The 25,500-nt window shown below is 53.9% G+C and carries 18 protein-coding genes, 1 tRNA gene and 2 rRNA genes; 11 read left to right on the forward strand and 10 right to left on the reverse strand.

Going from position 1 to position 25,500, the window contains the following annotated elements; genetic code table 11:
• Positions 1 to 33 precede the first annotated feature (33 nt).
• From atpB to asnC, 6 genes are all read right to left on the reverse strand, one after another.
• Entirely contained in the window at positions 34 to 849 is an 816-nt protein-coding gene (gene atpB / locus QE396_RS16960; RefSeq protein WP_014172280.1) for a F0F1 ATP synthase subunit A, read from the reverse strand.
• 8 nt (positions 850 to 857) lie between these two features.
• Entirely contained in the window at positions 858 to 1,238 is a 381-nt protein-coding gene (atpI, locus tag QE396_RS16965; protein ID WP_008500194.1) for a F0F1 ATP synthase subunit I, read from the reverse strand.
• A gap of 616 nt (positions 1,239 to 1,854) precedes the next feature.
• Complete coding sequence (gene rsmG / locus QE396_RS16970) at positions 1,855 to 2,478, reverse strand: 16S rRNA (guanine(527)-N(7))-methyltransferase RsmG (protein ID WP_020882765.1); 624 nt, start codon at positions 2,476 to 2,478, stop codon at positions 1,855 to 1,857.
• Positions 2,479 to 2,578: 100 nt separating this feature from the next.
• A complete protein-coding gene (gene mnmG / locus QE396_RS16975; RefSeq protein WP_020882766.1) occupies positions 2,579 to 4,468 on the reverse strand; it encodes a tRNA uridine-5-carboxymethylaminomethyl(34) synthesis enzyme MnmG in 1,890 nt (629 codons plus the stop codon).
• 374 nt (positions 4,469 to 4,842) lie between these two features.
• A complete protein-coding gene (gene mioC, locus QE396_RS16980) occupies positions 4,843 to 5,292 on the reverse strand; it encodes an FMN-binding protein MioC (RefSeq protein ID WP_020882767.1) in 450 nt (149 codons plus the stop codon).
• A 90-nt stretch (positions 5,293 to 5,382) separates the two neighbouring features.
• Positions 5,383 to 5,841, reverse strand: coding sequence for a transcriptional regulator AsnC (gene asnC / locus QE396_RS16985; protein ID WP_014172275.1), 459 nt, complete (start codon positions 5,839 to 5,841; stop codon positions 5,383 to 5,385).
• Positions 5,842 to 5,992: 151 nt separating this feature from the next.
• Here asnC and asnA point away from each other — a divergent pair, with 151 nt between their 5' ends.
• Positions 5,993 to 6,985 carry an aspartate--ammonia ligase gene (gene asnA / locus QE396_RS16990; RefSeq protein WP_020882768.1) on the forward strand — a complete coding sequence of 331 codons (993 nt, stop codon included), beginning with the start codon at positions 5,993 to 5,995 and terminating at the stop codon, positions 6,983 to 6,985.
• On the opposite strand, the gene viaA is transcribed toward asnA, so the two are convergent.
• Both viaA and ravA read right to left on the reverse strand, forming a co-directional pair.
• Positions 6,986 to 8,437, reverse strand: a complete 1,452-nt coding sequence (viaA, locus tag QE396_RS16995) for an ATPase RavA stimulator ViaA (RefSeq protein WP_014172273.1) — start codon at positions 8,435 to 8,437, stop codon at positions 6,986 to 6,988.
• Positions 8,431 to 9,927 carry an ATPase RavA gene (gene ravA / locus QE396_RS17000; RefSeq protein ID WP_020882769.1) on the reverse strand — a complete coding sequence of 499 codons (1,497 nt, stop codon included), beginning with the start codon at positions 9,925 to 9,927 and terminating at the stop codon, positions 8,431 to 8,433. Before ravA ends, viaA begins: the two co-directional genes overlap by 7 nt.
• 222 nt (positions 9,928 to 10,149) lie before the next feature.
• On the opposite strand from ravA, the gene kup reads away from it, so the two are divergent.
• The 7 genes from kup to rbsR all read left to right on the forward strand — a co-directional run bounded on the left by kup (position 10,150) and on the right by rbsR (position 18,088).
• Positions 10,150 to 12,018 (forward strand): low affinity potassium transporter Kup, encoded by a 1,869-nt coding sequence (gene kup / locus QE396_RS17005; protein WP_014172271.1) that lies wholly within the window; start codon positions 10,150 to 10,152, stop codon positions 12,016 to 12,018.
• Between the two features lie 216 nt (positions 12,019 to 12,234).
• A complete protein-coding gene (gene rbsD, locus QE396_RS17010) occupies positions 12,235 to 12,654 on the forward strand; it encodes a D-ribose pyranase (protein ID WP_020882770.1) in 420 nt (139 codons plus the stop codon).
• A gap of 7 nt (positions 12,655 to 12,661) precedes the next feature.
• Entirely contained in the window at positions 12,662 to 14,167 is a 1,506-nt protein-coding gene (gene rbsA, locus QE396_RS17015) for a ribose ABC transporter ATP-binding protein RbsA (RefSeq protein ID WP_020882771.1), read from the forward strand.
• 4 nt (positions 14,168 to 14,171) lie between these two features.
• Positions 14,172 to 15,137: a ribose ABC transporter permease gene (rbsC, locus tag QE396_RS17020; protein ID WP_020882772.1), complete on the forward strand. Its 966-nt coding sequence runs from the start codon at positions 14,172 to 14,174 to the stop codon at positions 15,135 to 15,137.
• Between the two features lie 27 nt (positions 15,138 to 15,164).
• Complete coding sequence (gene rbsB / locus QE396_RS17025; RefSeq protein ID WP_014172267.1) at positions 15,165 to 16,055, forward strand: ribose ABC transporter substrate-binding protein RbsB; 891 nt, start codon at positions 15,165 to 15,167, stop codon at positions 16,053 to 16,055.
• 107 nt (positions 16,056 to 16,162) lie between these two features.
• Positions 16,163 to 17,092, forward strand: a complete 930-nt coding sequence (gene rbsK / locus QE396_RS17030; RefSeq protein ID WP_020882773.1) for a ribokinase — start codon at positions 16,163 to 16,165, stop codon at positions 17,090 to 17,092.
• Between the two features lie 3 nt (positions 17,093 to 17,095).
• Complete coding sequence (gene rbsR, locus QE396_RS17035; protein WP_072255737.1) at positions 17,096 to 18,088, forward strand: ribose operon transcriptional repressor RbsR; 993 nt, start codon at positions 17,096 to 17,098, stop codon at positions 18,086 to 18,088.
• On the opposite strand, the gene mdtD is transcribed toward rbsR, so the two are convergent.
• Positions 18,054 to 19,487, reverse strand: a complete 1,434-nt coding sequence (gene mdtD, locus QE396_RS17040; RefSeq protein ID WP_309951847.1) for a multidrug transporter subunit MdtD — start codon at positions 19,485 to 19,487, stop codon at positions 18,054 to 18,056. The genes rbsR and mdtD overlap by 35 nt on opposite strands.
• Positions 19,484 to 20,191 carry a FadR/GntR family transcriptional regulator gene (locus QE396_RS17045; RefSeq protein ID WP_020882776.1) on the reverse strand — a complete coding sequence of 236 codons (708 nt, stop codon included), beginning with the start codon at positions 20,189 to 20,191 and terminating at the stop codon, positions 19,484 to 19,486. Before QE396_RS17045 ends, mdtD begins: the two co-directional genes overlap by 4 nt.
• A 453-nt stretch (positions 20,192 to 20,644) precedes the next feature.
• Between QE396_RS17045 and QE396_RS17050 the strand changes: the two genes are divergently transcribed.
• The 3 genes from QE396_RS17050 to QE396_RS17060 all read left to right on the forward strand — a co-directional run bounded on the left by QE396_RS17050 (position 20,645) and on the right by QE396_RS17060 (position 25,444).
• Positions 20,645 to 22,184 (forward strand): 16S ribosomal RNA (locus QE396_RS17050).
• Between the two features lie 85 nt (positions 22,185 to 22,269).
• Positions 22,270 to 22,345, forward strand: a tRNA-Glu gene (locus QE396_RS17055).
• 192 nt (positions 22,346 to 22,537) lie between these two features.
• A 23S ribosomal RNA gene (locus QE396_RS17060) occupies positions 22,538 to 25,444 on the forward strand.
• The 16S and 23S rRNA genes sit together here with 1 tRNA gene alongside, the layout of an rRNA operon.
• Positions 25,445 to 25,500 lie beyond the last annotated feature (56 nt).

Here is a 25,500-nt window from a genome sequence, read left to right on the forward strand (position 1 = left end):
TTTCAATTAAAACGTAGTAGTGTTGGTAAAAAATCAGTGCTCTTCAGACGCCATCGACAGATAGACGATCGTCAGAACCATGAAGATAAAGGCTTGCAGCGTAATGATCAGGATGTGGAAAATGGCCCAAGGCACATTCAGAATCCACTGTGACCACCACGGCAGAAGACCCGCGATCAGAATGAAAATCAGCTCACCCGCATACATGTTGCCGAACAGTCGCAGACCCAGTGAAACAGGTTTGGACAGCAGGCTAACGCCTTCCAGGATCAGGTTGACCGGAATAAACGCCCAGTGGTTGAACGGCTGCAAGGTAAGCTCTTTCACGAAGCCGCTTACGCCTTTCATTTTGATGCTGTAGAAAAGAATCAGGATAAACACGCCCAGCGCCATCGACAGGGTGATGTTCACGTCAGCGGACGGCACCACGCGCAGTGCTGGCAGACCGAGGACATGTTCGCCAATCCACGGCAGGAAATCGATTGGCAGCAGGTCCATCAGGTTCATCAGGAACACCCAAACGAACACGGTCAGGGCCAGCGGAGCAATCAGCTTGCTCTTACCATGGTACATGTCTTTGACGCTGCCATGGACGAAGCCGATGATCATTTCGATGAACGTCTGGAATTTCCCTGGAACACCGCTGGTCGCTCTTTTCGCAACACCGCGGAACATGGCCAGGAACAGAAGACCCAAAACGACCGAGAAGAACATGGAGTCGATGTTGATCGTCCAGAAGGTGGCCGGGGGGTTATGCGGATCCACCAGCGAGAATGTACGCAGGTCCAGCTGAAGGTTATTCAGATGGTGACCTATGTAATCCTGCGGCGTCATATTTTCTGAAGCCATGATGCCTTTTACCCTTTGTTGTTGATTACAGCTGGAGCCAGAACTTGTACCACCAGCACCAAAACCCACGTTGCTATCAGCGGCATGAATACCACTTTCAAAACCGCCAGCGCCATCACCAGTAGAGCAAAGGTCAGCAACACCTTACACACTTCACCGAGAGCGAAGGACCAGGCCACACGGCCTTTGGCGGGTGTATGCGCCTGATGACGCCAGGCAAAAATCATAAACAATACGTTTGGCAGAACAACCGCCAAACCCCCGCACACGGCGGAGATGCCCCAGAAGGGGTCTTTGAGGCTAAACAGCAGTCCACTTGCTATCACAGCCAGAAACTGAATGAACAGAAGCTTACGAGCAACGTTTCTACTCAAGAGCGACACAGACATCACGTTTTTACTCCTGCTCCCTTCGAGGTATGCCGCGTGTCGTATAAAACGTCCTTTAAGGCTCAGAGTCAAGCATCAAAAAGCGGTCAAATTATACGGTGCGCACCCGTGATTTCAAACATTAAGTAGCGAAAAGGTGAATAAATGTTTAAATATTTTTCCCCGCCGCTATTTTTTAACTTTTCCTGAAAGCCACGACCTTCGACCAAAACTGCAAACAGCGCGAAAACGTTGGCTACAAAGCGTGCACGAGATCACAAAATACACATTTGCGATAAGGGTGTATTTATCAAAGACGCAAATCGGTTTATTTCATCTTTATGAAATTAAAGACAAATTATCGTAACTATTTTCAAAACAGCCCGGTATACAATAAAAACCTTTTATTGACATTCTTAATAAATATTTAACATTCGATTCTGGTTGCCGTATTCCACTTTTAGCAGGCTGATATTTTCGATGTTGACTATCTTCATGCTGAACAATGGCTGTTACGTTAACCGTTAGAAAAACCTTAGTAACACAGAGGTTAAATTCTCTTCGGTAAAACCAGAGAATTAGTGCTGTTATTTAACATGGTCAGAACAGCACTAATTCCACAATTTTTATTAAATATTTAAAAATTGTTTGGCTTAATTATCACCAGATGGCGTTCACCCTCAAGCTGAGGAATGTTTAATTTCTCAACGGATTCGACAGCAAAACCCTCCGGAAGCTGTTCAATTTCATCGCCCGGCAACTGCCCTTTCAGGGCATAAAAGCGGCCATTTTGTGCAGGCAAGTGCTTACACCAGCTCACCATATCATTGAGCGACGCAAACGCGCGGCTGATAACACCGTCAAACGGTGGCTCCGCGGGGAACGCCTCTACCCTGCTCTGTACAGGGGCGATGTTCTCCAGCTTCAGCTCATGCTGGACCTGACGTAAAAAACGGACGCGTTTGCCAAGGCTGTCCAGCAGCGTGAAATGGCTCTCAGGGCGGACAATCGACAGCGGGATCCCCGGCAGGCCAGGGCCTGTGCCCACATCGATAAAGCGCTCCCCTTTAAGATACGGCGCAACCACGATGCTATCGAGGATATGACGAACCAGCATCTCGTTGGGGTCGCGAACAGACGTCAGGTTGTACGCTTTATTCCATTTGTTCAGCATATCGACATAGGCCACCAGCTGAGTTTTCTGGTGATCGGTGAGCGAAATACCTGCCTGTTCCAGCAGACGAGAGAGTTTATTGAGCACAGTGGGTACCTGTTTAGACATAAATTGCCCGGTGGCGCTTACCGGGCCTACGAATTAGCAGGGCGGGTAGCGAAGCGCCACCCGCCAAAAGCACTGGATATTATGCGCTACGGCGCAGCATACCTTGCTTTTTCAGCCACACCAGCAGAATCGAAATCGCGGCAGGTGTGACACCGGAGATACGGGACGCCTGACCGATCGACACAGGCTTGTGATCGTTCAGCTTGGCGATCACTTCATTGGAAAGCCCCGTCACCTGACGGTAGTCCAGCATTTCCGGCAGCAGCGTATTTTCGTTGCGCTGCTGTTTTTCAATCTCATCCTGCTGACGCGCGATGTAACCTTCGTATTTGACCTGGATCTCAACCTGTTCAGCCGCTTCAGCGTCGTCAAGGCCAGGCGCGAACGCGGTCAGTTTCACCAGGTTCTCGTAGGTCACTTCAGGGCGACGCAGCAAGTCTTCGCCGCTGGCTTCGCGCGAAAGCGGCGCAGTTAAGTGAGCATTCACTTCTGCAGCGGTTTCCGCCTGGGGATTCACCCAGGTGGTTTTCAGGCGCTGACGTTCCTGCTCAATACGTTCCAGTTTTTCGTTGAAGCGCGCCCAGCGTTCGTCATCTACCAGACCCAGTTCACGACCCACTTCGGTCAGACGCAGGTCGGCGTTATCTTCGCGCAGCATCAGGCGATATTCCGCGCGAGAGGTAAACATACGGTACGGTTCTTTCGTACCCAGGGTGCAGAGATCGTCGACCAGCACGCCCAGATAAGCCTGAGAACGCGCAGGTGCCCAGCCCTCTTTCTCCGCAGAGAAGCGTGCTGCGTTCAGACCGGCAAGCAGACCCTGAGCGGCAGCTTCTTCGTAACCGGTCGTGCCGTTAATCTGGCCGGCGAAGAACAGACCGTGGATGAATTTGCTCTCCAGGGTTGGCTTCAGGTCACGCGGATCGAAGAAATCGTACTCAATAGCGTAGCCAGGACGAACGATTTTCGCGTTCTCCATACCCTGCATTGAGCGAACAATTTGCATCTGCACATCGAACGGCAGGCTGGTGGAGATGCCGTTCGGGTAAATTTCATTTGACGTCAGTCCTTCCGGCTCCAGGAAGATCTGGTGCTGGTTACGATCGGCAAAGCGCATCACCTTGTCTTCGATCGATGGACAGTAACGCGGGCCGATCCCTTCGATCACGCCAGCGTACATTGGGCTGCGGTCGAGGTTATTGCGGATCACGTCATGGGTTTTTTCGTTGGTATGCGTGATGTAGCACGGTACCTGCTGCGGATGTTGAGCCGCATTGCCCATGAACGAGAACACCGGCATGGGGTTATCACCGTGCTGTTGTGCCAGCACGCTGAAATCAATGGTGCGCGCATCAATACGCGGTGGCGTGCCTGTTTTCAGGCGACTGACGCGCAGCGGAAGTTCACGCAGACGACGAGACAGCGGAATGGACGGCGGATCGCCAGCACGGCCACCGCTGTAGTTATCCAGACCGATATGGATTTTGCCATCCAGGAAGGTCCCAACAGTCAGTACGACGGCTTTCGCGCGGAACTTGAGGCCCATCTGGGTTACGGCACCCACAACGCGATCGTTTTCAACGATAAGATCTTCTACCGCCTGCTGGAAGATCATCAGGTTTGGCTGATTCTCCAGGGCAGTACGTACCGCCTGACGGTAAAGCACGCGGTCTGCCTGAGCACGGGTGGCGCGCACAGCGGGACCTTTGCTTGCGTTTAGTATCCTAAACTGGATGCCGGCATGATCGATCGCTTTCGCCATCAGGCCGCCAAGTGCATCCACTTCTTTTACCAGGTGTCCTTTCCCAATGCCGCCAATCGCCGGATTACAGGACATTTGTCCCAGCGTGTCGATATTGTGTGTCAAAAGCAGGGTCTGCTGACCCATTCGCGCTGCGGCCATTGCGGCCTCAGTGCCTGCATGACCCCCGCCAATGATGATGACGTCAAAAGGATCCTGATAAAACATGGTGGTCTGCCTCGCGTAAAGCGGTATGAAAATGGATTGAAGCCCGGGCCGTGGATTCTACTCAACTTTAGTCTTTCGAGAAAGCATTGGGATCCTGGGCTATTAAAAAGAAGATCTTTTTATTTAGAGATCTGTTCTATTGTGATCTCTTATTAGGATCGAGTACCTCTGTGGATAAGCCCGATCTCACGATGAAGATCATGCAGTTAGAAAGGATCGTTTGCTGTGAATGATCGGTGATCCTGGCCAGTATAAGCTGGGATCAGATCGCGACTTTATACACAGGGCCAAAACAGCCTCAGAGTTATAACTTGGATAACTACCGCTTAATACGAGCTTTTAACCAGAGTTATCCACATCTGTTCGCGCGATCTTTAATCGTTTTTGAGTAAATTTTTCCATTCACCCAGCCAGATCTCCGCTGGATCTTCCGGAATGTCATGATCGAGGATGTTGATCTTCAGTGTTTCACCCAGCTGTTTTGCCCCACAGGCAGTCACAGCGGCTTCGACTTTCTCTATTGCACCGCAAAAGGTGTCATATTCACGACTGCCGATACCCACCGCGCCAAAACGGACGTTTGACAGGTCAGGCTGCTGTTCCAGCAGTTCGTCATATAAAGGTTGCAGATTATCCGGCAGATCGCCTGCGCCGTGCGTCGAGGTGATCAGTAGCCAGACCCCATCAGTCGGGAGATCGTCAAGCAACGGGCCGTGCAGTGTTTCGGTGGAAAAGCCCGCGTCTTCCAGCTTCTCAGCCAGATGTTCCGCAACGTATTCCGCGCCGCCCAGGGTGCTGCCACTGATAAGGGTAATGTCCGCCATTGATCGCTCGCTCAAATAAAGAGGGGCTCATTGTACGCTGTGAACGAGCTGGGATCTACCTGTGGAAAATGTGGGAATGAATTTGCCCGATCAGGGGCGGATGGTACGCATGATCGGGTTCTGCAGGGAGATCAATGTTTCAGTGGACTGAATTTCATCAATTGTTTGGATCTTGTTGATAAGTACCTGCTGGAGGGCATCAATGGAGCGGCACATCACCTTTATAAAGATACTGTAGTGCCCGGTGGTGTAGTACGCCTCTGTGACTTCTTCAAGCGCGTTGAGCTTCGCCAGGGCTGACGGATAGTCTTTGGCGCTTTTGAGAATAATGCCAATAAAGCAGCAGACGTCATAACCCAGCTGCTTAGGGCTGACGTCGATACGTGCGCCGGTAATGATCCCCGCCTGTTTCATCTTTTCCACGCGAACGTGGATTGTGCCCGGACTGACGCCAAACTGTTTCGCCAGTTCCGCGTAGGCAGTACGTGCATTGGCCATTAAGGCCTCCAGGATGCCGCGGTCCAGATTATCGATCTGATAATTTTCCATAGCTTTTTCTTATGAACATTAATGAATCTCTCTATTCTAGCGCCTTATTTTAATGAATCAAAAGTGAAGAGGGCTTTTTGTTGATTGGTTATTGAATAACAGGCCATTTCTGTTGCTTAATCTCTATCAACAGGACGCAGGAGTATAAATAATGAAAACCGCTTACATCGCAAAACAACGCCAGATCAGCTTCGTTAAATCCCATTTTTCACGTCAGCTGGAAGACAAGCTTGGTCTGATCGAAGTCCAGGCGCCCATTCTCAGCCGCGTGGGTGACGGGACGCAGGACAACCTTTCTGGATGCGAAAAAGCGGTACAGGTGAAAGTGAAAACACTGCCAGACGCCCAGTTCGAAGTGGTGCATTCCCTTGCGAAGTGGAAACGTCAAACCCTGGGACAACACGACTTCAGCGCGGGCGAAGGGCTTTACACACACATGAAAGCCCTTCGCCCCGATGAAGACCGTCTTACGCCAATGCACTCTGTCTACGTCGATCAATGGGACTGGGAGCGTGTCATGGGCGATGGCGAGCGTCACGTCGGTACGCTGAAATCCACCGTAGAGGCGATCTACGCCGGGATCAAAGCGACCGAAGCGGCAGTGAGCAAAGAGTTTGGTCTGGCACCGTTCCTGCCGGAATCGATCCACTTTGTCCACAGTCAGGAACTGCTGAGCCGTTATCCCGATCTGGATGCCAAAGGCCGTGAGCGTGCGATCGCCAAAGAATTGGGTGCTGTGTTCCTGATCGGGATTGGCGGCAAATTGTCTGACGGTAAACGCCATGATGTGCGTGCGCCGGATTATGATGACTGGAGCACGACGGGTGAGGGCGAACGCGCCGGTCTGAACGGCGATATTCTGGTCTGGAACCCGGTGCTGGAAGATGCGTTTGAGCTCTCTTCAATGGGGATCCGCGTGGATGCTGACGCCCTGAAACGTCAGCTGGCACTGACCGGGGATGAAGATCGTCTCACGCTGGAGTGGCACCAGGCGCTGCTGCGCGGAGAGATGCCGCAGACCATTGGCGGCGGTATTGGCCAGTCCCGTCTGACCATGCTGCTGTTGCAGCTGCCTCATATTGGTCAGGTGCAGTGCGGTGTCTGGCCACAACAGGTACGCGATCGCGTTGAATCTCTTCTGTAATTAGCGCTGCCAGCGTCTTAGCAGGCGGCTACGTAACCCGGTATCAAAGCGCCAGATATGATCGAAGATGCGCATGATGCCGGGTTTTCCATGGGCAGACATCGCCACAGCATGGAAACGGTGCTGATGCACTCGCTGTAGCTCCTTCACTTTATTCACCACGTCATCCGGTAGCCGCTGGGCAATAAAATCGGAGATGACCACGGCGTCAGCGTCATACCAGTCTCCGCCCTGCATCCGCTCAACGATGCTTCGAAAACAGCTGGCCAGATCGGTACCGCCACGAAAGCGCTGGCTTAAAAAGCGGATCGCCTGCTCAATACCCTGTTGATGGGTCAATTCATACCCCACAACTTCGCTGGAAAAGAGCATGATGAAGCAGCGACGTCGATCGGCGAGCGCCACGCGCATCAGAGCCAGGCAGAACGCTTTCGCGCACTGTTCGTTAAACCCTCCCATCGAGCCGGACGTATCCACGCACACAATAAAAGGCCCGCGCGGCTGTTCGTCAAAATCCTGATGGATGACCGGGCGCTGGCTGAGCTTTTCACGCCAGGCTTCGCCATGCAACCGGTAGGTCAGAAGCTGTTTTTCCACCAGCCGGCGATAAAACTCGTACTCAAGCTCGGTCATCCCCAGCGTACTCAGCTCCGTGGGCAGCAGGCGCAAAATATCGTCGCTTTGCTGGAGCCCATCCACCTGCTCAGGCACGGTGGCCGGTTCACGGACCAGGGTGCGGAAGGTCTCCATTGGGGCATCTTTCTTTGGGACCGATTTGGCCTCCCGTGAACGACCCAGCTGTTCGGCAAGCTTCATCAGCTCTGGCTGCTGTGCCAGAAAATCGCCGTACTTGACGATGAGCTGGTAATCTCCGCGCCGCAGCTGACCAGCGCTCATATCCCAAAGACGCCCGGCGGCGTTTTCATTTTCCACCAGCACCTGCTCCAGCTGACCGCTTAAGGTCATGCGTTCCTGCACTTCGCTAAGCAGCTGTTCACGCTCCTCATCCAGCAACTGCTGGTTCAACGTTGTGGCCTGCACCACCAGGCTGAGGCGCCAGCGTTGTAAAAAGAGGGTGTGTAGCGCGGGGGTAAACGTGGCGTTATCCGTGACCAGCGCCCGCGCCTGGCTGGCAAACGGAGAGTGTACTGTGTCGAGTAACGTCAGGGTTTGCGGGAGCTGGGCGATAAACTGTGACGTAGAGAGCCGCTGGCACTGCTGATAGCAGGCCACCTCGTCAGTTAATTCAGGGGGGACTTCGGTCTCTTTGAACCGCTGACGCAGGTTTTCGCGCCAGCGCGGGAGATCGTCGGTCATCGCCTTTTTGAGCCGTGGGAATTTTTCAAAAAAAGCCGCCAGCTGCGGGGAGGCCAGAAGGGTGATGACCACCTCTTCGATCAACCCCTCTTCGCTGACGGCCAGCATGACGTTAAGCGTATCCAGCGTTAGCATTGACGAGCCTGTTTGATCTGCGCGCTGACATACTGCAGGCTGGCTTCGATGCGACCTAACCAGTCGCTATGAATAAAGAGGCATTTTTGCTGCTCGCTGAAGCGCGTATGTTGCTGGTGCCATTCTGTATCCAGCGCTTCAAGCTGGCGTTTAATCTCTTCCGGCACGCTGTCAGAGGCGGTTCCCGGAAGCGCAAGACGCGATCCCTGCAGGCTGACGTCGCGGATCACCAGATGCTGGCTGCTGTCCACTTCCAGCGTCAGCGGCTGGGCAAAACCGATGCCGTTGAGTTTGCCGCGGATCTCCCCGCCCTTATCAAGCCACTGAGCCAGTGGCTCTCGCTCCACGGTGATATGGACCACCTGCATGTCATGAAGCTTAAGGGGCTGCTGAAGCAGGAGCGTCAGCGTTGTACTGGTCAGTTCGGACGGCAGCTCATAATGCGCTTTGCGGGCGAACATACCGCCAAGGCGGTTTACTTTCAGCGCTGTTTTGTCGCTTTGTTGTTGCTGCAGCTGAATACGCCGTTGGGCAATCGCCCCGAGCTGGTTGAGCATCGACTGCTGGCCCCAGGCGTGTCCGGTCATCAATACGTCAAGCTGCTGCTGCATCAGGTTCATGCCTTCCGCGTCGTGCCAGAGACAATCTTTTAAAAGGATCAGATCGATTGGCGCAACGGCATCGCGGCCGCTGAACAGGGCGCTGGCCTGCAGCAGGCGGATCGCTTTTTTCCAGCGACGGTCGGAGACATACGGCGCAGAAGGCAGTAAATCGAGCTGCTGGCGCAGCAGATAGATCAGCTCAAACACCGAATCCGGCAGTGTGATTTTGCCGATATCCTCCTGCCACTGGTAATACTCCTCATCCGTGACCTGCAGCGAAGCGGGGACCGGGTTTTCATTCTCATCCTGCTGGCTGACCAGCATCGAGCGGAAGTTGGATTTATCCTGCACTTTGTCGAGCCACAGGCGGATCAGCATGCGGTCATACAGCGCTTCAAGGCTGCTGTCGGCTTCCGGGAGTTCGTTAGAGGCCGCCACCAGCAGGCGCATCGGGATTTTCTCTTCGCTGGCACCGTTGCGGAATCGGCGTTCGTTTATCGCCGTGAGCAGGGTGTTCAGAATAGCCGGCCCCGCTTTCCAGATCTCATCAAGAAAAACAATTTCCGCTTCCGGAAGATACCCCTCAGTCAGGCGCTGATAGCGCCCTTCATCTTTCAGCGCCTGAATGGAAAGCGGGCCGAAAACTTCTTCTGGGGTGGAAAAGCGGGTCATCAGGTATTCGAAAGCGCGGGCGTTCTGAAAGGCAAATTTCAGCCGGCGGGCAATCAGGCTTTTGGCGATGCCCGGAGGACCAAGCAGAAAGACGCTTTCACCGCTCAACGCCGCCAGTAAACAGAGGCGAATGGCGTGGCTACGCTCGAAAAGGCCTTTTTCCAGCGCGCCGCTGAGGCGGGAAATTCTTTCTGCTATTAAATGTGAGTGAGCCATAATAGTTTTGCATCCTTTCGCCGTCGTGGCGGCCAATTGAAGCGAGTATAGACGTTTCAGTCAGGGCTGGTAATAGACTGAAGTGCGGCGCTATTTTCTTTGCGCTACATTAATGCGGTTGCATTTAGGGGTACGATTTTGCATTGAATCGTGCATACTGTGCGCTTTTTGTGGGCCAAGGGACTAAGCACACATTTGTTATTTAAACGAAAAGACTAGTCTATGAGCACTGATAATAAGCAATCATTACCCGCAATAACGCTTGCGGCGATCGGGGTTGTCTACGGTGATATCGGCACCAGCCCGCTTTATACGCTTCGTGAATGTCTGTCCGGTCAGTTTGGTTTTGGTGTTGAGCGCGATGCCGTCTTTGGCTTCCTGTCCCTCATCTTCTGGCTGCTGATCCTGGTGGTTTCAGTGAAATACCTCTCCTTCGTTATGCGTGCAGATAACGCCGGTGAAGGGGGGATCCTGACTCTGATGTCCCTTGCCGGGCGGAATACCTCCGCCAGAATGACGTCGGTGCTGGTCATTATCGGCCTGATTGGCGGCAGCTTCTTCTATGGGGAAGTCGTCATTACGCCCGCGATTTCGGTTCTCTCGGCGATAGAGGGGCTGGAGATTATCGCGCCACAGCTTGATTCATGGGTTGTTCCGCTGGCGATCCTTGTCCTGACGCTGCTGTTCATCATCCAGAAGCACGGCACCGGGCTGGTGGGCAAGCTGTTCGCTCCGATTATGCTGGCCTGGTTCCTGGTCCTGGCGGCACTCGGTTTACGCAGCATTATTGCTAACCCGGACGTGCTGCATGCGCTGAACCCTTACTGGGCCGTGCATTTCTTCCTTGAATACAAAGTGGTTTCCTTCGTCGCGCTCGGTGCCGTCGTGCTCTCCATCACCGGTGTTGAGGCGCTGTATGCCGATATGGGGCACTTCGGGAAACTGCCTATCCGCGTGGCGTGGTTTTTAGTGGTCCTGCCGTCGCTGGTGCTGAACTATTTCGGTCAGGGTGCGCTGCTGCTGCAAAACCCGGAGGCGATTAAGAACCCATTCTTCCTGCTGGCTCCGGACTGGGCGCTGGTGCCCATGCTGATTCTGGCGACGCTGGCGACCGTTATTGCCTCGCAGGCAGTAATTTCAGGCGTGTTCTCTCTGACGCGTCAGGCCGTGCGTCTGGGGTATCTCTCGCCTATGCGCATTATCCATACCTCCGAGATGGAGTCGGGCCAGATTTACATTCCGTTCATCAACTGGCTGCTCTATTTCGCCGTGGTGATTGTCATCGTCAGCTTCGAGCACTCCAGCAACCTGGCGGCGGCGTACGGTATTGCGGTAACCGGTACGATGGTACTGACCTCGCTGCTCTCCACCACGGTAGCGTACCGAAACTGGCACTGGAACAAATTCCTCGTGATGATGATTCTGGTCGGCTTCCTGTGCATTGACGTGCCGCTGTTCTCCGCCAACCTCGACAAGATTGTCTCCGGTGGCTGGCTGCCGCTGACGCTCGGTCTGGTGATGTTCATTGTCATGACCACGTGGAAAAGCGAACGTTTCCGCCTTCTGCGCCGTATGCATGAGCACGGTAACTCCCTGGAGGCTATGATTGCCTCGCTGGAGAAATCGCCGCCGGTACGCGTGCCGGGCACCGCGGTGTATATGTCGCGTGCGCTGAACGTTATCCCGTTTGCGCTGATGCATAACCTCAAGCACAACAAAGTGCTGCACGAGCGCGTGATCCTGCTGACCCTGCGCACCGAAGATGCCCCGTACGTCCACAATGTCCGCCGCGTGCAAATCGAGCAACTGTCGCCGACCTTCTGGCGCGTAGTGGCAAGCTACGGCTGGCGTGAGACACCAAACGTCGAAGAGGTGTTCCATCGCTGCGGTCTGGAAGGTCTGAGCTGTCGCATGATGGAGACCTCGTTCTTTATGTCCCACGAGTCGCTGATTATCGGCAAGCGCCCCTGGTATTTGCGTCTGCGCGGCAAGTTGTACCTTATCCTGCAGCGTAACGCCCTTCGCGCGCCTGACCAGTTTGAGATCCCGCCTAACCGTGTGATTGAGCTGGGAACGCAGGTCGAAATCTAGGTCCTCGTGTGGCCTGATGCCCTCTCCTGGATGGAGAGGGTGCAACCCTAAAAAAACGGTAACCAAAGGGTTACCGTTTTTGCATTTATCGCCTTCTCATTTCACGTAGCGAAACGTTTCGACGCCGATCACAAATCTGTTATGTCATGGTGGTTTTCTGAACACCGTTAAGACTAAACTGATTTCAGCGAAACGTTTCGCTAGTGGAGCAAGAAAATGAAGAAAGGCACCGTTCTTAACGCAGAAATCTCATCGGTTATTTCCCGTCTTGGGCATACCGATACGCTGGTGGTTTGCGATGCAGGCTTACCGGTTCCACGCAGCACAACCCGTATTGATATGGCGTTAACGCAGGGCGTGCCCTCGTTTATGCAGGTACTGGACGTGGTGACGGCGGAGATGCAGGTTGAGGCGGCCATTCTCGCGACGGAAATTAAACACCATAATCCGCAACTCCACGAAACGTTGCTCAGCCACATTGAGCAACTGCAACAACACCAGGGAAACACCATAGAAATTCGTTACACAACGCACGAGCAATTCAAACAACAAACCGCAGACAGTCAGGCGGTGATTCGCAGCGGGGAGTGTTCCCCGTATGCGAATATCATTCTCTGTGCTGGCGTCACCTTCTGAGGCCATCATGGACGCATTACTGCAACTGAAAGGGATCGATAAAGCGTTCCCGGGCGTAAAAGCCCTCTCTGGCGCGGCACTGAACGTTTATCCCGGACGCGTAATGGCGCTGGTGGGCGAAAACGGGGCCGGCAAATCCACTATGATGAAAGTGCTGACCGGTATCTATCAACGCGATGCCGGCTCGCTGCTGTGGCTGGGTAAAGAGACCACGTTCAACGGCCCGAAATCTTCCCAGGATGCGGGTATCGGTATTATCCACCAGGAGCTGAACCTGATCCCGCAGCTCAGCATTGCGGAAAACATCTTCCTCGGACGCGAGTTCGTTAACCGGTTTGGCAAAATCGACTGGAAAACGATGTATGCCGAAGCGGACAAACTGCTGGCGAAGCTAAACCTGCGCTTCAAGAGCGACCGTCTGGTGGGCGACCTTTCCATTGGCGATCAGCAAATGGTTGAAATCGCGAAGGTGCTGAGCTTTGAGTCGAAGGTCATCATTATGGATGAACCGACGGACGCGCTGACCGACACCGAAACCGAATCTTTATTCCGCGTTATCCGCGAGCTGAAATCGCAGGGACGCGGGATTGTCTATATCTCTCACCGTATGAAAGAGATTTTCGAGATCTGCGACGACGTAACGGTCTTCCGCGACGGGCAATTCATTGCCGAGCGCGAAGTCGCCACGCTGACCGAAGATACCCTTATCGAAATGATGGTGGGACGTAAGCTCGAAGACCAGTATCCGCATCTGGACAAAGCACCGGGTGAGATCCGCCTTAAGGTGGATAACCTCTGTGGCCCGGGCGTGAACGATGTCACCTTTACCCTGCGCCAGGGGGAGATCCTTGGCGTGGCGGGGTTAATGGGGGCAGGCCGTACCGAGCTGATGAAAGTGCTCTATGGCGCACTGCCGCGTACCAGCGGTTATGTCACGCTCGACGGTCATGAGGTGGTGACTCGCTCTCCACAGGATGGCCTGGCAAACGGCATCGTCTATATCTCCGAAGACCGCAAGCGTGACGGCTTAGTGCTGGGGATGTCGGTAAAAGAGAACATGTCGCTTACTGCCCTGCGCTATTTCAGCCGCAGCGGTGGCAGCCTGAAGCACAAAGATGAACAGCAGGCGGTCAGCGATTTTATCCGTCTCTTCAACGTTAAAACGCCGTCGATGGAGCAGGCGATTGGCCTGTTGTCCGGTGGTAATCAGCAAAAAGTGGCCATTGCGCGCGGTCTGATGACGCGCCCGAAAGTGCTGATCCTTGATGAGCCAACCCGCGGCGTGGACGTTGGGGCCAAGAAAGAGATCTATCAGCTGATTAACCAGTTCAAGGCCGACGGCCTGAGCATCATTCTGGTCTCTTCCGAGATGCCAGAAGTATTAGGCATGAGCGATCGCATTATCGTCATGCATGAAGGGCATCTCGGTGGTGAATTCACTCGCGAGCAGGCCACCCAGGAAGTTCTGATGGCTGCCGCTGTGGGCAAGCTTAATCGCGTGAATCAGGAGTAAGAAGATGACTACCCAGGCTGTTTCTGGTCGCCGTTATTTCACAAAGGCATGGCTGCTGGAACAAAAATCGCTGATTGCCCTGCTGGTGTTGATCGCGATTGTTTCGACCATGAGTCCAAACTTTTTTACCGTTAATAACCTGTTCAATATTCTTCAGCAGACGTCGGTTAACGCCATTATGGCGGTAGGGATGACGCTGGTGATTTTGACGTCGGGTATCGATCTGTCCGTCGGTTCCCTGCTGGCGCTCACCGGTGCGGTTGCGGCTTCAATTGTAGGGATTGAAGTCAACGCGCTGGTGGCCGTTGCAGCTGCGCTGGCACTTGGGGCGGCAATTGGTGCCGTGACCGGTGTGATTGTGGCGAAAGGTCGCGTTCAGGCGTTCATTGCGACGCTGGTCATGATGCTCCTGCTGCGCGGTGTCACCATGGTTTACACCAACGGCAGTCCGGTAAATACCGGCTTTACGGATAACGCCGATCTGTTTGGCTGGTTCGGTATTGGTCGTCCGCTGGGTATCCCGACGCCGGTCTGGATCATGGCTATCGTTTTCCTCGCGGCGTGGTACATGCTGCATCACACCCGTCTGGGTCGTTATATCTATGCGCTGGGCGGTAACGAAGCGGCAACGCGTCTGTCCGGGATCAGCGTCAATAAAGTCAAAATCATCGTCTATTCGCTGTGTGGTCTGCTGGCCTCTCTGGCAGGCATCATCGAAGTGGCGCGCCTCTCTTCTGCGCAGCCAACGGCGGGGACGGGGTATGAGCTGGATGCCATTGCGGCAGTCGTTCTGGGCGGTACGAGTCTTGCGGGCGGTAAAGGTCGCATTGTTGGGACATTGATCGGCGCACTGATCCTTGGTTTCCTGAATAATGGTTTGAATTTATTAGGTGTTTCCTCCTATTACCAGATGATCGTTAAAGCAGTGGTGATTTTGCTGGCGGTTCTGGTAGACAACAAAAAACAGTAACTGACGACACTACAGGACATCTTAGATATGAACATGAAAAAGCTGGCTACCCTGGTTTCTGCTGTCGCGCTGAGCGCAACCGTAAGTGCTAACGCAATGGCGAAAGACACCATCGCGCTGGTTATCTCCACGCTGAACAACCCGTTCTTCGTCTCTCTGAAGGACGGAGCACAGAAAGAAGCTGACAAACTGGGCTACAACCTGGTGGTGCTGGACTCTCAGAACAACCCGGCGAAAGAGCTGGCAAACGTTCAGGACTTAACCGTACGTGGCACCAAAATCCTGCTGATCAACCCAACGGATTCTGACGCTGTGGGTAACGCCGTGAAGATGGCAAATCAGGCGAAGATCCCGGTCATCACCCTTGACCGTCAGGCGACGAAAGGCGACGTAGTCAGCCACATCGCTTCTGATAACGTACTGGGTGGCAAAATCGCGGGTGACTACATCGCGAAGAAAGCGGGTGAAGGCGCGAAAGTTATCGAATTGCAGGGTATTGCCGGTACGTCAGCGGCGCGTGAGCGTGGTGAAGGCTTCCAGCAGGCTGTTGCAGCGCACAAATTTAACGTACTGGCCAGCCAGCCTGCTGACTTCGACCGCACGAAAGGTCTGAACGTGATGCAGAACCTGCTGACCGCGCACCCTGACGTGCAGGCTGTGTTTGCACAGAACGATGAAATGGCGCTGGGCGCGCTGCGTGCTCTGCAGACCGCAGGTAAATCTGATGTGATGGTTGTCGGATTTGACGGCACGCCGGATGGTGAAAAAGCAGTAAAAGATGGCAAACTGGCGGCGACCATCGCTCAGCTGCCTGAGCAGATCGGCGCAACGGGCGTGCAGACTGCTGATAAAGTGCTGAAGGGCGAAAAAGTTCAGGCCAAATATCCTGTTGACCTGAAACTGGTCATCAAGCAGTAAAAGGCGAATCAGGCAGTCGCTGGCTGCCTGAGGGACACCCTATAAAGAAAAGTGTGGCATACGCCACCGGGTCACACCGGTGGCGCTCTCAGATGGACACCTCAACCATGAAAACCGCAGGCAATCTTGTCGTCCTTGGCAGTATCAATGCCGATCACATTCTTAACCTTGAATCGTTCCCGACACCGGGCGAAACCGTCACCGGTAATCAGTATCAGGTGGCATTCGGCGGTAAGGGCGCCAACCAGGCCGTCGCCGCAGGACGCAGTGGGGCGAAGATCGCCTTTATTGCCTGCACGGGTGATGACGATACCGGTGAGCGCGTACGCAAACAGCTGGCCAGCGATAACATTGATATTGCGCCTGTCAGCGTTGTCGAAGGGGAATCAACCGGCGTGGCGCTGATTTTCGTCAACGCGGAAGGTGAGAATGTCATCGGTATTCATGCGGGGGCTAACGCCGCGCTGACCACTGAGCGGGTGAACGCGCAGCGCGAGATCATCGCGAATGCCGAAGCGCTTCTGATGCAGCTGGAATCACCTGTTGAAAGCGTCCTGGCGGCCGCAGAGATAGCGCATCAAAATCATACCACTGTCGTACTCAATCCTGCGCCTGCGCGGGTATTATCAGACGAGCTGCTGGCGCTGGTGGATATCATTACCCCGAACGAAACTGAAGCGGAGAAACTGACAGGCGTTCGCGTTGAAAATGATGACGACGCCGCGCGGGCGGCGAAAGTGCTGCACGATAAAGGCATCGGCACCGTTATCATTACCCTTGGCAGTCGTGGAGTGTGGGCCAGCGTAAACGGGGAAGGCCGTCGCGTGCCGGGCTTTAAGGTTAAGGCGATTGATACCATCGCGGCGGGAGATACCTTTAACGGTGCATTGGTGACTGCGCTGCTGGAAGGCAAGAGAATGGATGATGCTATTCGCTTTGCCCATGCCGCCGCGGCGATTGCCGTAACGCGCAAAGGTGCCCAGCCTTCCGTTCCGTGGCGTAAAGAGATTGATGAATTCTTAAGTCAGCAGGGGTAACGCTTGGCCACAATGAAAGATGTCGCCCGCCAGGCGGGCGTTTCTACGTCGACAGTCTCCCACGTCATTAATAACGATCGCTTCGTTAGCGAGGCGATTCGGGAAAAAGTCGAAGCCGCGGTTAAAGATCTCAACTATGCGCCGTCCGCGCTGGCGCGCAGCCTCAAGCTCAACCAGACGCGCACCATCGGCATGCTGATCACCGCCAGTACCAACCCCTTTTATTCTGAACTTGTTCGCGGTGTCGAACGCAGCTGCTTCGAGCGTGGTTACAGCCTGGTGCTGTGCAATACCGAAGGGGATGAGCAGCGAATGAACCGCAACCTGGAGACGCTGATGCAAAAACGCGTCGACGGGTTACTGCTGCTGTGTACCGAAACACATCAGCCCTCGAAAGAGATTATTCAGCGCTACCCTTCTATTCCCACGGTGATGATGGACTGGGCGCCGTTCGACGGTACCAGCGATCTCATTCAGGATAACTCGCTGCTGGGGGGTGACATGGCCACCCAGTATCTGATCGATAAAGGCTATACCCGCATCGCCTGCATTACCGGCCCCCTGGATAAAACCCCGGCGCGTTTGCGTCTTGAGGGGTATCTTTCTGCGATGGCGCGGGCGGGGCTTACTGTTCCGGATGGCTACCGTATTACCGGTGATTTCGAATTTAACGGCGGCTTTGAAGCTATGCAGAAACTGCTGTCGCAAGCGCAGCGTCCGCAGGCTGTGTTTATCGGCAACGATGCGATGGCGTTTGGCGCGTATCAGGCGTTATATCAGGCGGGACTGCGTGTTCCACACGATATGGCGGTGATTGGTTACGATGACATTGAACTGGCCCGCTACATGACGCCGCCGCTCACCACGATTCATCAGCCAAAAGATGAACTGGGCGAGCTGGCCATCGATGTGCTTATCCACCGAATGGCCGAGCCCGGCCTTCAGCAGCAACGTCTGCAGCTTACTCCTGTTCTGATGGAACGGGGTTCGGTTTAGCCTTTGCTTTGTGGCGCTCTTTGATCAGGTTGCGGCCATCTTTGGGTTTTAACAGCATAAAGACCAACGCCGACACGACGGTGAGTGCGCCCATGGTAATAAAGGTATAGTGGAACTGTTCGACGGTGTTCGCGCTGTCAAAATCTTCATAAAACCGCAGTACCGCCGCACTGACGGCCACCCCCAGACTGATCGACAACTGCTGAGTCACTGCCAGCACGCTGTTGCCGCTACTGGCGTTATCGTCGGTCAGGTCGGCGAGGGTGATGGTGTTCATCGACGTGAACTGTGTCGACATGGCCATTCCCAGCACAAACAGGGGCAGGATCAGCATCCAGACCGGTAAAGAGGCGGATTGCAGGGAGAACTGCGCGATCATCAGCCCGATAAAGACCGTTACACCTACCAGCGTCTTACGATAACCAAACCAGCGCAACACCTGCGTGACGGTTGATTTGGCCAGAATAGAGCCCATCGCCGTGGGGGCCATCATGCAACCGGCAATCAGAGCCGGGTAGCCGAAACCCACCTGCAGCATCAGTGGCATCAGGAATGGCACGCAGCCCGTCCCCAGGCGTGAGGCAATGTTGCCCGCAATCCCCACGGAAAACGTTCGGGTGTTAAACAGCGACAGAGAAATTAACGGCGTCGGGTGACGGCGTGCATGACGTATATAAAGAAGGAACAGCAAAATACCGCCGAGGATGACGGAGAGTGCAATCCATGTCGCCACGATCTTCTCACCAAACAACTCCATCCCACTGGAGAAGAGCACCAGGCTCAGGCCAAACAGGAAAAAACCACGCATATCGAAACGGCGTCTTGGGGTGGTGAAGTTCGGCATATATTTGCGGGCATAAAGCAGCCCCGCGACGCCAATGGGAATATTAATCAGGAAGATCCAGTGCCAGCTTGCCCAGGTGACGAATACCCCGCCGAGAACCGGACCCAGTATGGGGCCGACCAGGCCGGGCATCGTGACGAAGTTGAGCACAGGAAGCAGTTCACTGCGCGGATAGGCGCGCAGTAACGCCAGACGCGCCACGGGCATCATCATCGCCCCGCCAACGCCCTGAAGAACACGGAAGATGACCAGCTCTGTAAGAGACGTTGACAGCGCACAGGCCAAAGAGCCGAGCGTAAAGAGCGTCACGGCCAGCATGAATATTTTGCGGGTGCCGAAGCGGTCAGCCAGCCAGCCGCTCACCGGAATGAGCATCGCGACAGTCAGGGTATAACTGATGATGGCGGACTGCATCGCCAGCGGGGATCGGTTAAGGCTTTGTGCAATCGCGGGTAGCGCTGTGTTGAGGATGGTGGCATCCAGTGCCTGCATAAAGAACGCCATGGCTGCAATCCACGGCAATCCGGCCATGCTGCGCGCTTTTCTCTCTCTCATTTATGTACCTGCTGGTGGGTTGGCGCGGCCAGCAATGCCTGGCATGCATCCTGGGCTCGCTGCCCGTCGCTCTCCTGAATGGCATCAACAATCGCCTGGTGCAAATCCAGCTTTACCACTTCGTCTTGCGTAATAGAGGTAAAGTAGGTGTGGTATACCGAATGGAATAAAGAGGCAAAGGATGTCAGGAACGGATTGGCGCTCATCATATAGATGTGTTCATGCCAGGCCATATCAACCTCAATCCAGCGTTCGCGATTGAAGTGTTTTTTCAGGAACACCATCTCTTCCATCAGGGCATTGAGCTGCGCTTTCTGTTCTGCCGTACCGAGCGTGGCGGCAAGGAGGCAGGCCTGAGGTTCAAGACTGCTGCGCATCACCAGGAAGTGATCGACGACCTGATGAAAGTTATCTTCCGTCATCCACCATGAGAGCAGTTCCTGATCGAGGAAGTTCCAGTTGCTCTGTGGCATCACACGCGTACCAATGCGAGGACGCGGAAGCACCATTCCTTTTGCCGTTAAGGTTTTCACCGCTTCGCGAACGGCGGTACGGCTCACCCCAAACTGCTCACCCAACTCCATTTCACCCGGCAGGATGCTCCCCGGGGCATATTTACCCGCTAAAATCAGCTGAGCCAGTTTTTCTGCCAGCACATACGACAGGTTTTTTTGGGCAGCCAGTTGTTGTGCGCTTAATGGCATCGCGTTTATTCCTTAAAGATTCATGCTGATAATTATGCCACCTCGGGTGTTATTGTGGTTGCAGATACATCAAATAGAACAATTTGTAGCTTGATTTCACCCCTGTTGGTGAAAAAAAACACGGACAGAAACTTTTTTTGAATTTCCTCTTGTCACTTCAGAATAACTCCCTATAATGCGCCTCCACTGACACGGAACAACGGCACACACGCCGCCGGGTCAGCAGAGATAAGCGAAAATAAATGCTTGACTCTGAAGCGGGAAAGCGTAATATGCACACCCCGCGCCGCAGCGAAAACGAAGCGGCACTGCTCTTTAACAATTTATCAGACAATCTGTGTGGGCACTCAAAGTGACATGGATTCTTAATGTCTTCGGACACTAAATGAATACCAAGTCTCTGAGTGAACATACGTAATTCATTACGAAGTTTAATTCACGAGCATCAAACTTAAATTGAAGAGTTTGATCATGGCTCAGATTGAACGCTGGCGGCAGGCCTAACACATGCAAGTCGAACGGTAGCACAGAGAGCTTGCTCTCGGGTGACGAGTGGCGGACGGGTGAGTAATGTCTGGGAAACTGCCTGATGGAGGGGGATAACTACTGGAAACGGTAGCTAATACCGCATAACGTCGCAAGACCAAAGAGGGGGACCTTCGGGCCTCTTGCCATCAGATGTGCCCAGATGGGATTAGCTAGTAGGTGGGGTAACGGCTCACCTAGGCGACGATCCCTAGCTGGTCTGAGAGGATGACCAGCCACACTGGAACTGAGACACGGTCCAGACTCCTACGGGAGGCAGCAGTGGGGAATATTGCACAATGGGCGCAAGCCTGATGCAGCCATGCCGCGTGTATGAAGAAGGCCTTCGGGTTGTAAAGTACTTTCAGCGGGGAGGAAGGTGTTGCGGTTAATAACCGCAGCAATTGACGTTACCCGCAGAAGAAGCACCGGCTAACTCCGTGCCAGCAGCCGCGGTAATACGGAGGGTGCAAGCGTTAATCGGAATTACTGGGCGTAAAGCGCACGCAGGCGGTCTGTCAAGTCGGATGTGAAATCCCCGGGCTCAACCTGGGAACTGCATTCGAAACTGGCAGGCTAGAGTCTTGTAGAGGGGGGTAGAATTCCAGGTGTAGCGGTGAAATGCGTAGAGATCTGGAGGAATACCGGTGGCGAAGGCGGCCCCCTGGACAAAGACTGACGCTCAGGTGCGAAAGCGTGGGGAGCAAACAGGATTAGATACCCTGGTAGTCCACGCCGTAAACGATGTCGACTTGGAGGTTGTGCCCTTGAGGCGTGGCTTCCGGAGCTAACGCGTTAAGTCGACCGCCTGGGGAGTACGGCCGCAAGGTTAAAACTCAAATGAATTGACGGGGGCCCGCACAAGCGGTGGAGCATGTGGTTTAATTCGATGCAACGCGAAGAACCTTACCTACTCTTGACATCCAGAGAACTTTCCAGAGATGGATTGGTGCCTTCGGGAACTCTGAGACAGGTGCTGCATGGCTGTCGTCAGCTCGTGTTGTGAAATGTTGGGTTAAGTCCCGCAACGAGCGCAACCCTTATCCTTTGTTGCCAGCGGTCCGGCCGGGAACTCAAAGGAGACTGCCAGTGATAAACTGGAGGAAGGTGGGGATGACGTCAAGTCATCATGGCCCTTACGAGTAGGGCTACACACGTGCTACAATGGCGCATACAAAGAGAAGCGAACTCGCGAGAGCAAGCGGACCTCATAAAGTGCGTCGTAGTCCGGATTGGAGTCTGCAACTCGACTCCATGAAGTCGGAATCGCTAGTAATCGTAGATCAGAATGCTACGGTGAATACGTTCCCGGGCCTTGTACACACCGCCCGTCACACCATGGGAGTGGGTTGCAAAAGAAGTAGGTAGCTTAACCTTCGGGAGGGCGCTTACCACTTTGTGATTCATGACTGGGGTGAAGTCGTAACAAGGTAACCGTAGGGGAACCTGCGGTTGGATCACCTCCTTACCTTAAAGAACCTGCCTTTGTAGTGCTCACACAGATTGTCTGATGAAAAGTAAATAGCAAGGCGTCTTGCGATTGAGACTTCAGTGTCCCCTTCGTCTAGAGGCCCAGGACACCGCCCTTTCACGGCGGTAACAGGGGTTCGAATCCCCTAGGGGACGCCACTTGCTGGTTCGTGAGTGAAAGTCACCTGCCGACATATCTCAAAACTCATCTTCGGGTGACGTTTGAGATATTTGCTCTTTAAAAATCTGGATCAAGCTGAAAATTGAAACGACACACATGTTATGTGTGTTCGAGTCTCTCAAATTTTCGCAAGCCGGTGATGAATCGAAAGAAACATCTTCGGGTTGTGAGGTTAAGCGACTAAGCGTACACGGTGGATGCCCTGGCAGTCAGAGGCGATGAAGGACGTGCTAATCTGCGAAAAGCGCCGGCGAGGTGATATGAACCTTTGACCCGGCGATGTCCGAATGGGGAAACCCAGTGTGTTCCGACACACTATCGTTAACTGAATACATAGGTTAACGAGGCGAACCGGGGGAACTGAAACATCTAAGTACCCCGAGGAAAAGAAATCAACCGAGATTCCCCCAGTAGCGGCGAGCGAACGGGGAGCAGCCCAGAGTCTGAATCAGCTTGTGTGTTAGTGGAAGCGTCTGGAAAGTCGCACGGTACAGGGTGAAAGTCCCGTACACGAAAGCACACAGGCTGTGAACTCGAAGAGTAGGGCGGGACACGTGGTATCCTGTCTGAATATGGGGGGACCATCCTCCAAGGCTAAATACTCCTGACTGACCGATAGTGAACCAGTACCGTGAGGGAAAGGCGAAAAGAACCCCGGCGAGGGGAGTGAAAAAGAACCTGAAACCGTGTACGTACAAGCAGTGGGAGCCTCTTTTATGGGGTGACTGCGTACCTTTTGTATAATGGGTCAGCGACTTATATTCTGTAGCAAGGTTAACCGTATAGGGGAGCCGAAGGGAAACCGAGTCTTAACTGGGCGTTAAGTTGCAGGGTATAGACCCGAAACCCGGTGATCTAGCCATGGGCAGGTTGAAGGTTGGGTAACACTAACTGGAGGACCGAACCGACTAATGTTGAAAAATTAGCGGATGACTTGTGGCTGGGGGTGAAAGGCCAATCAAACCGGGAGATAGCTGGTTCTCCCCGAAAGCTATTTAGGTAGCGCCTCGTGAACTCATCTTCGGGGGTAGAGCACTGTTTCGGCTAGGGGGCCATCCCGGCTTACCAACCCGATGCAAACTACGAATACCGAAGAATGTTATCACGGGAGACACACGGCGGGTGCTAACGTCCGTCGTGAAGAGGGAAACAACCCAGACCGCCAGCTAAGGTCCCAAAGTCATGGTTAAGTGGGAAACGATGTGGGAAGGCACAGACAGCCAGGATGTTGGCTTAGAAGCAGCCATCATTTAAAGAAAGCGTAATAGCTCACTGGTCGAGTCGGCCTGCGCGGAAGATGTAACGGGGCTAAACCATGCACCGAAGCTGCGGCAGCGACGCTTATGCGTTGTTGGGTAGGGGAGCGTTCTGTAAGCCGTTGAAGGTGTCCTGTGAGGGGTGCTGGAGGTATCAGAAGTGCGAATGCTGACATAAGTAACGATAAAGCGGGTGAAAAGCCCGCTCGCCGGAAGACCAAGGGTTCCTGTCCAACGTTAATCGGGGCAGGGTGAGTCGACCCCTAAGGCGAGGCCGAAAGGCGTAGTCGATGGGAAACAGGTTAATATTCCTGTACTTGGTGTTACTGCGAAGGGGGGACGGAGAAGGCTATGTTAGCCGGGCGACGGTTGTCCCGGTTTAAGCATGTAGGCGGAGGTTCCAGGTAAATCCGGTTCCTTATTAACGCTGAGGTGTGATGACGAGGCACTACGGTGCTGAAGTAACAAATGCCCTGCTTCCAGGAAAAGCCTCTAAGCATCAGGTAACATCAAATCGTACCCCAAACCGACACAGGTGGTCAGGTAGAGAATACCAAGGCGCTTGAGAGAACTCGGGTGAAGGAACTAGGCAAAATGGTGCCGTAACTTCGGGAGAAGGCACGCTGATATGTAGGTGAAGCCCCTGCGGGTGGAGCTGAAATCAGTCGAAGATACCAGCTGGCTGCAACTGTTTATTAAAAACACAGCACTGTGCAAACACGAAAGTGGACGTATACGGTGTGACGCCTGCCCGGTGCCGGAAGGTTAATTGATGGGGTTAGCGGCAACGCGAAGCTCTTGATCGAAGCCCCGGTAAACGGCGGCCGTAACTATAACGGTCCTAAGGTAGCGAAATTCCTTGTCGGGTAAGTTCCGACCTGCACGAATGGCGTAATGATGGCCAGGCTGTCTCCACCCGAGACTCAGTGAAATTGAACTCGCTGTGAAGATGCAGTGTACCCGCGGCAAGACGGAAAGACCCCGTGAACCTTTACTATAGCTTGACACTGAACACTGGTCCTTGATGTGTAGGATAGGTGGGAGGCTTTGAAGCGTGGACGCCAGTCTGCGTGGAGCCAACCTTGAAATACCACCCTTTAATGGCTGGTGTTCTAACGTAGACCCGTAATCCGGGTTGCGGACAGTGTCTGGTGGGTAGTTTGACTGGGGCGGTCTCCTCCCAAAGAGTAACGGAGGAGCACGAAGGTTAGCTAATCCTGGTCGGACATCAGGAGGTTAGTGCAATGGCATAAGCTAGCTTGACTGCGAGAGTGACGGCTCGAGCAGGTGCGAAAGCAGGTCATAGTGATCCGGTGGTTCTGAATGGAAGGGCCATCGCTCAACGGATAAAAGGTACTCCGGGGATAACAGGCTGATACCGCCCAAGAGTTCATATCGACGGCGGTGTTTGGCACCTCGATGTCGGCTCATCACATCCTGGGGCTGAAGTAGGTCCCAAGGGTATGGCTGTTCGCCATTTAAAGTGGTACGCGAGCTGGGTTTAGAACGTCGTGAGACAGTTCGGTCCCTATCTGCCGTGGGCGCTGGAGAATTGAGGGGGGCTGCTCCTAGTACGAGAGGACCGGAGTGGACGCATCACTGGTGTTCGGGTTGTCATGCCAATGGCACTGCCCGGTAGCTAAATGCGGAAGAGATAAGTGCTGAAAGCATCTAAGCACGAAACTTGCCCCGAGATGAGTTCTCCCTGAGACTTTAAGTCTCCTGAAGGAACGTTGAAGACTACGACGTTGATAGGTCGGGTGTGTAAGCGCAGCGATGCGTTGAGCTAACCGATACTAATGAACCGTGAGGCTTAACCTTACAACGCCGAAGGTGTTTTGGCGATGAGAGACGATTTTCAGCTGATACAGATTACA

Source organism: Enterobacter sp. SORGH_AS_0287, assembly GCF_031453695.1.
GTDB classification, from domain to species: domain Bacteria; phylum Pseudomonadota; class Gammaproteobacteria; order Enterobacterales; family Enterobacteriaceae; genus Enterobacter; species Enterobacter ludwigii.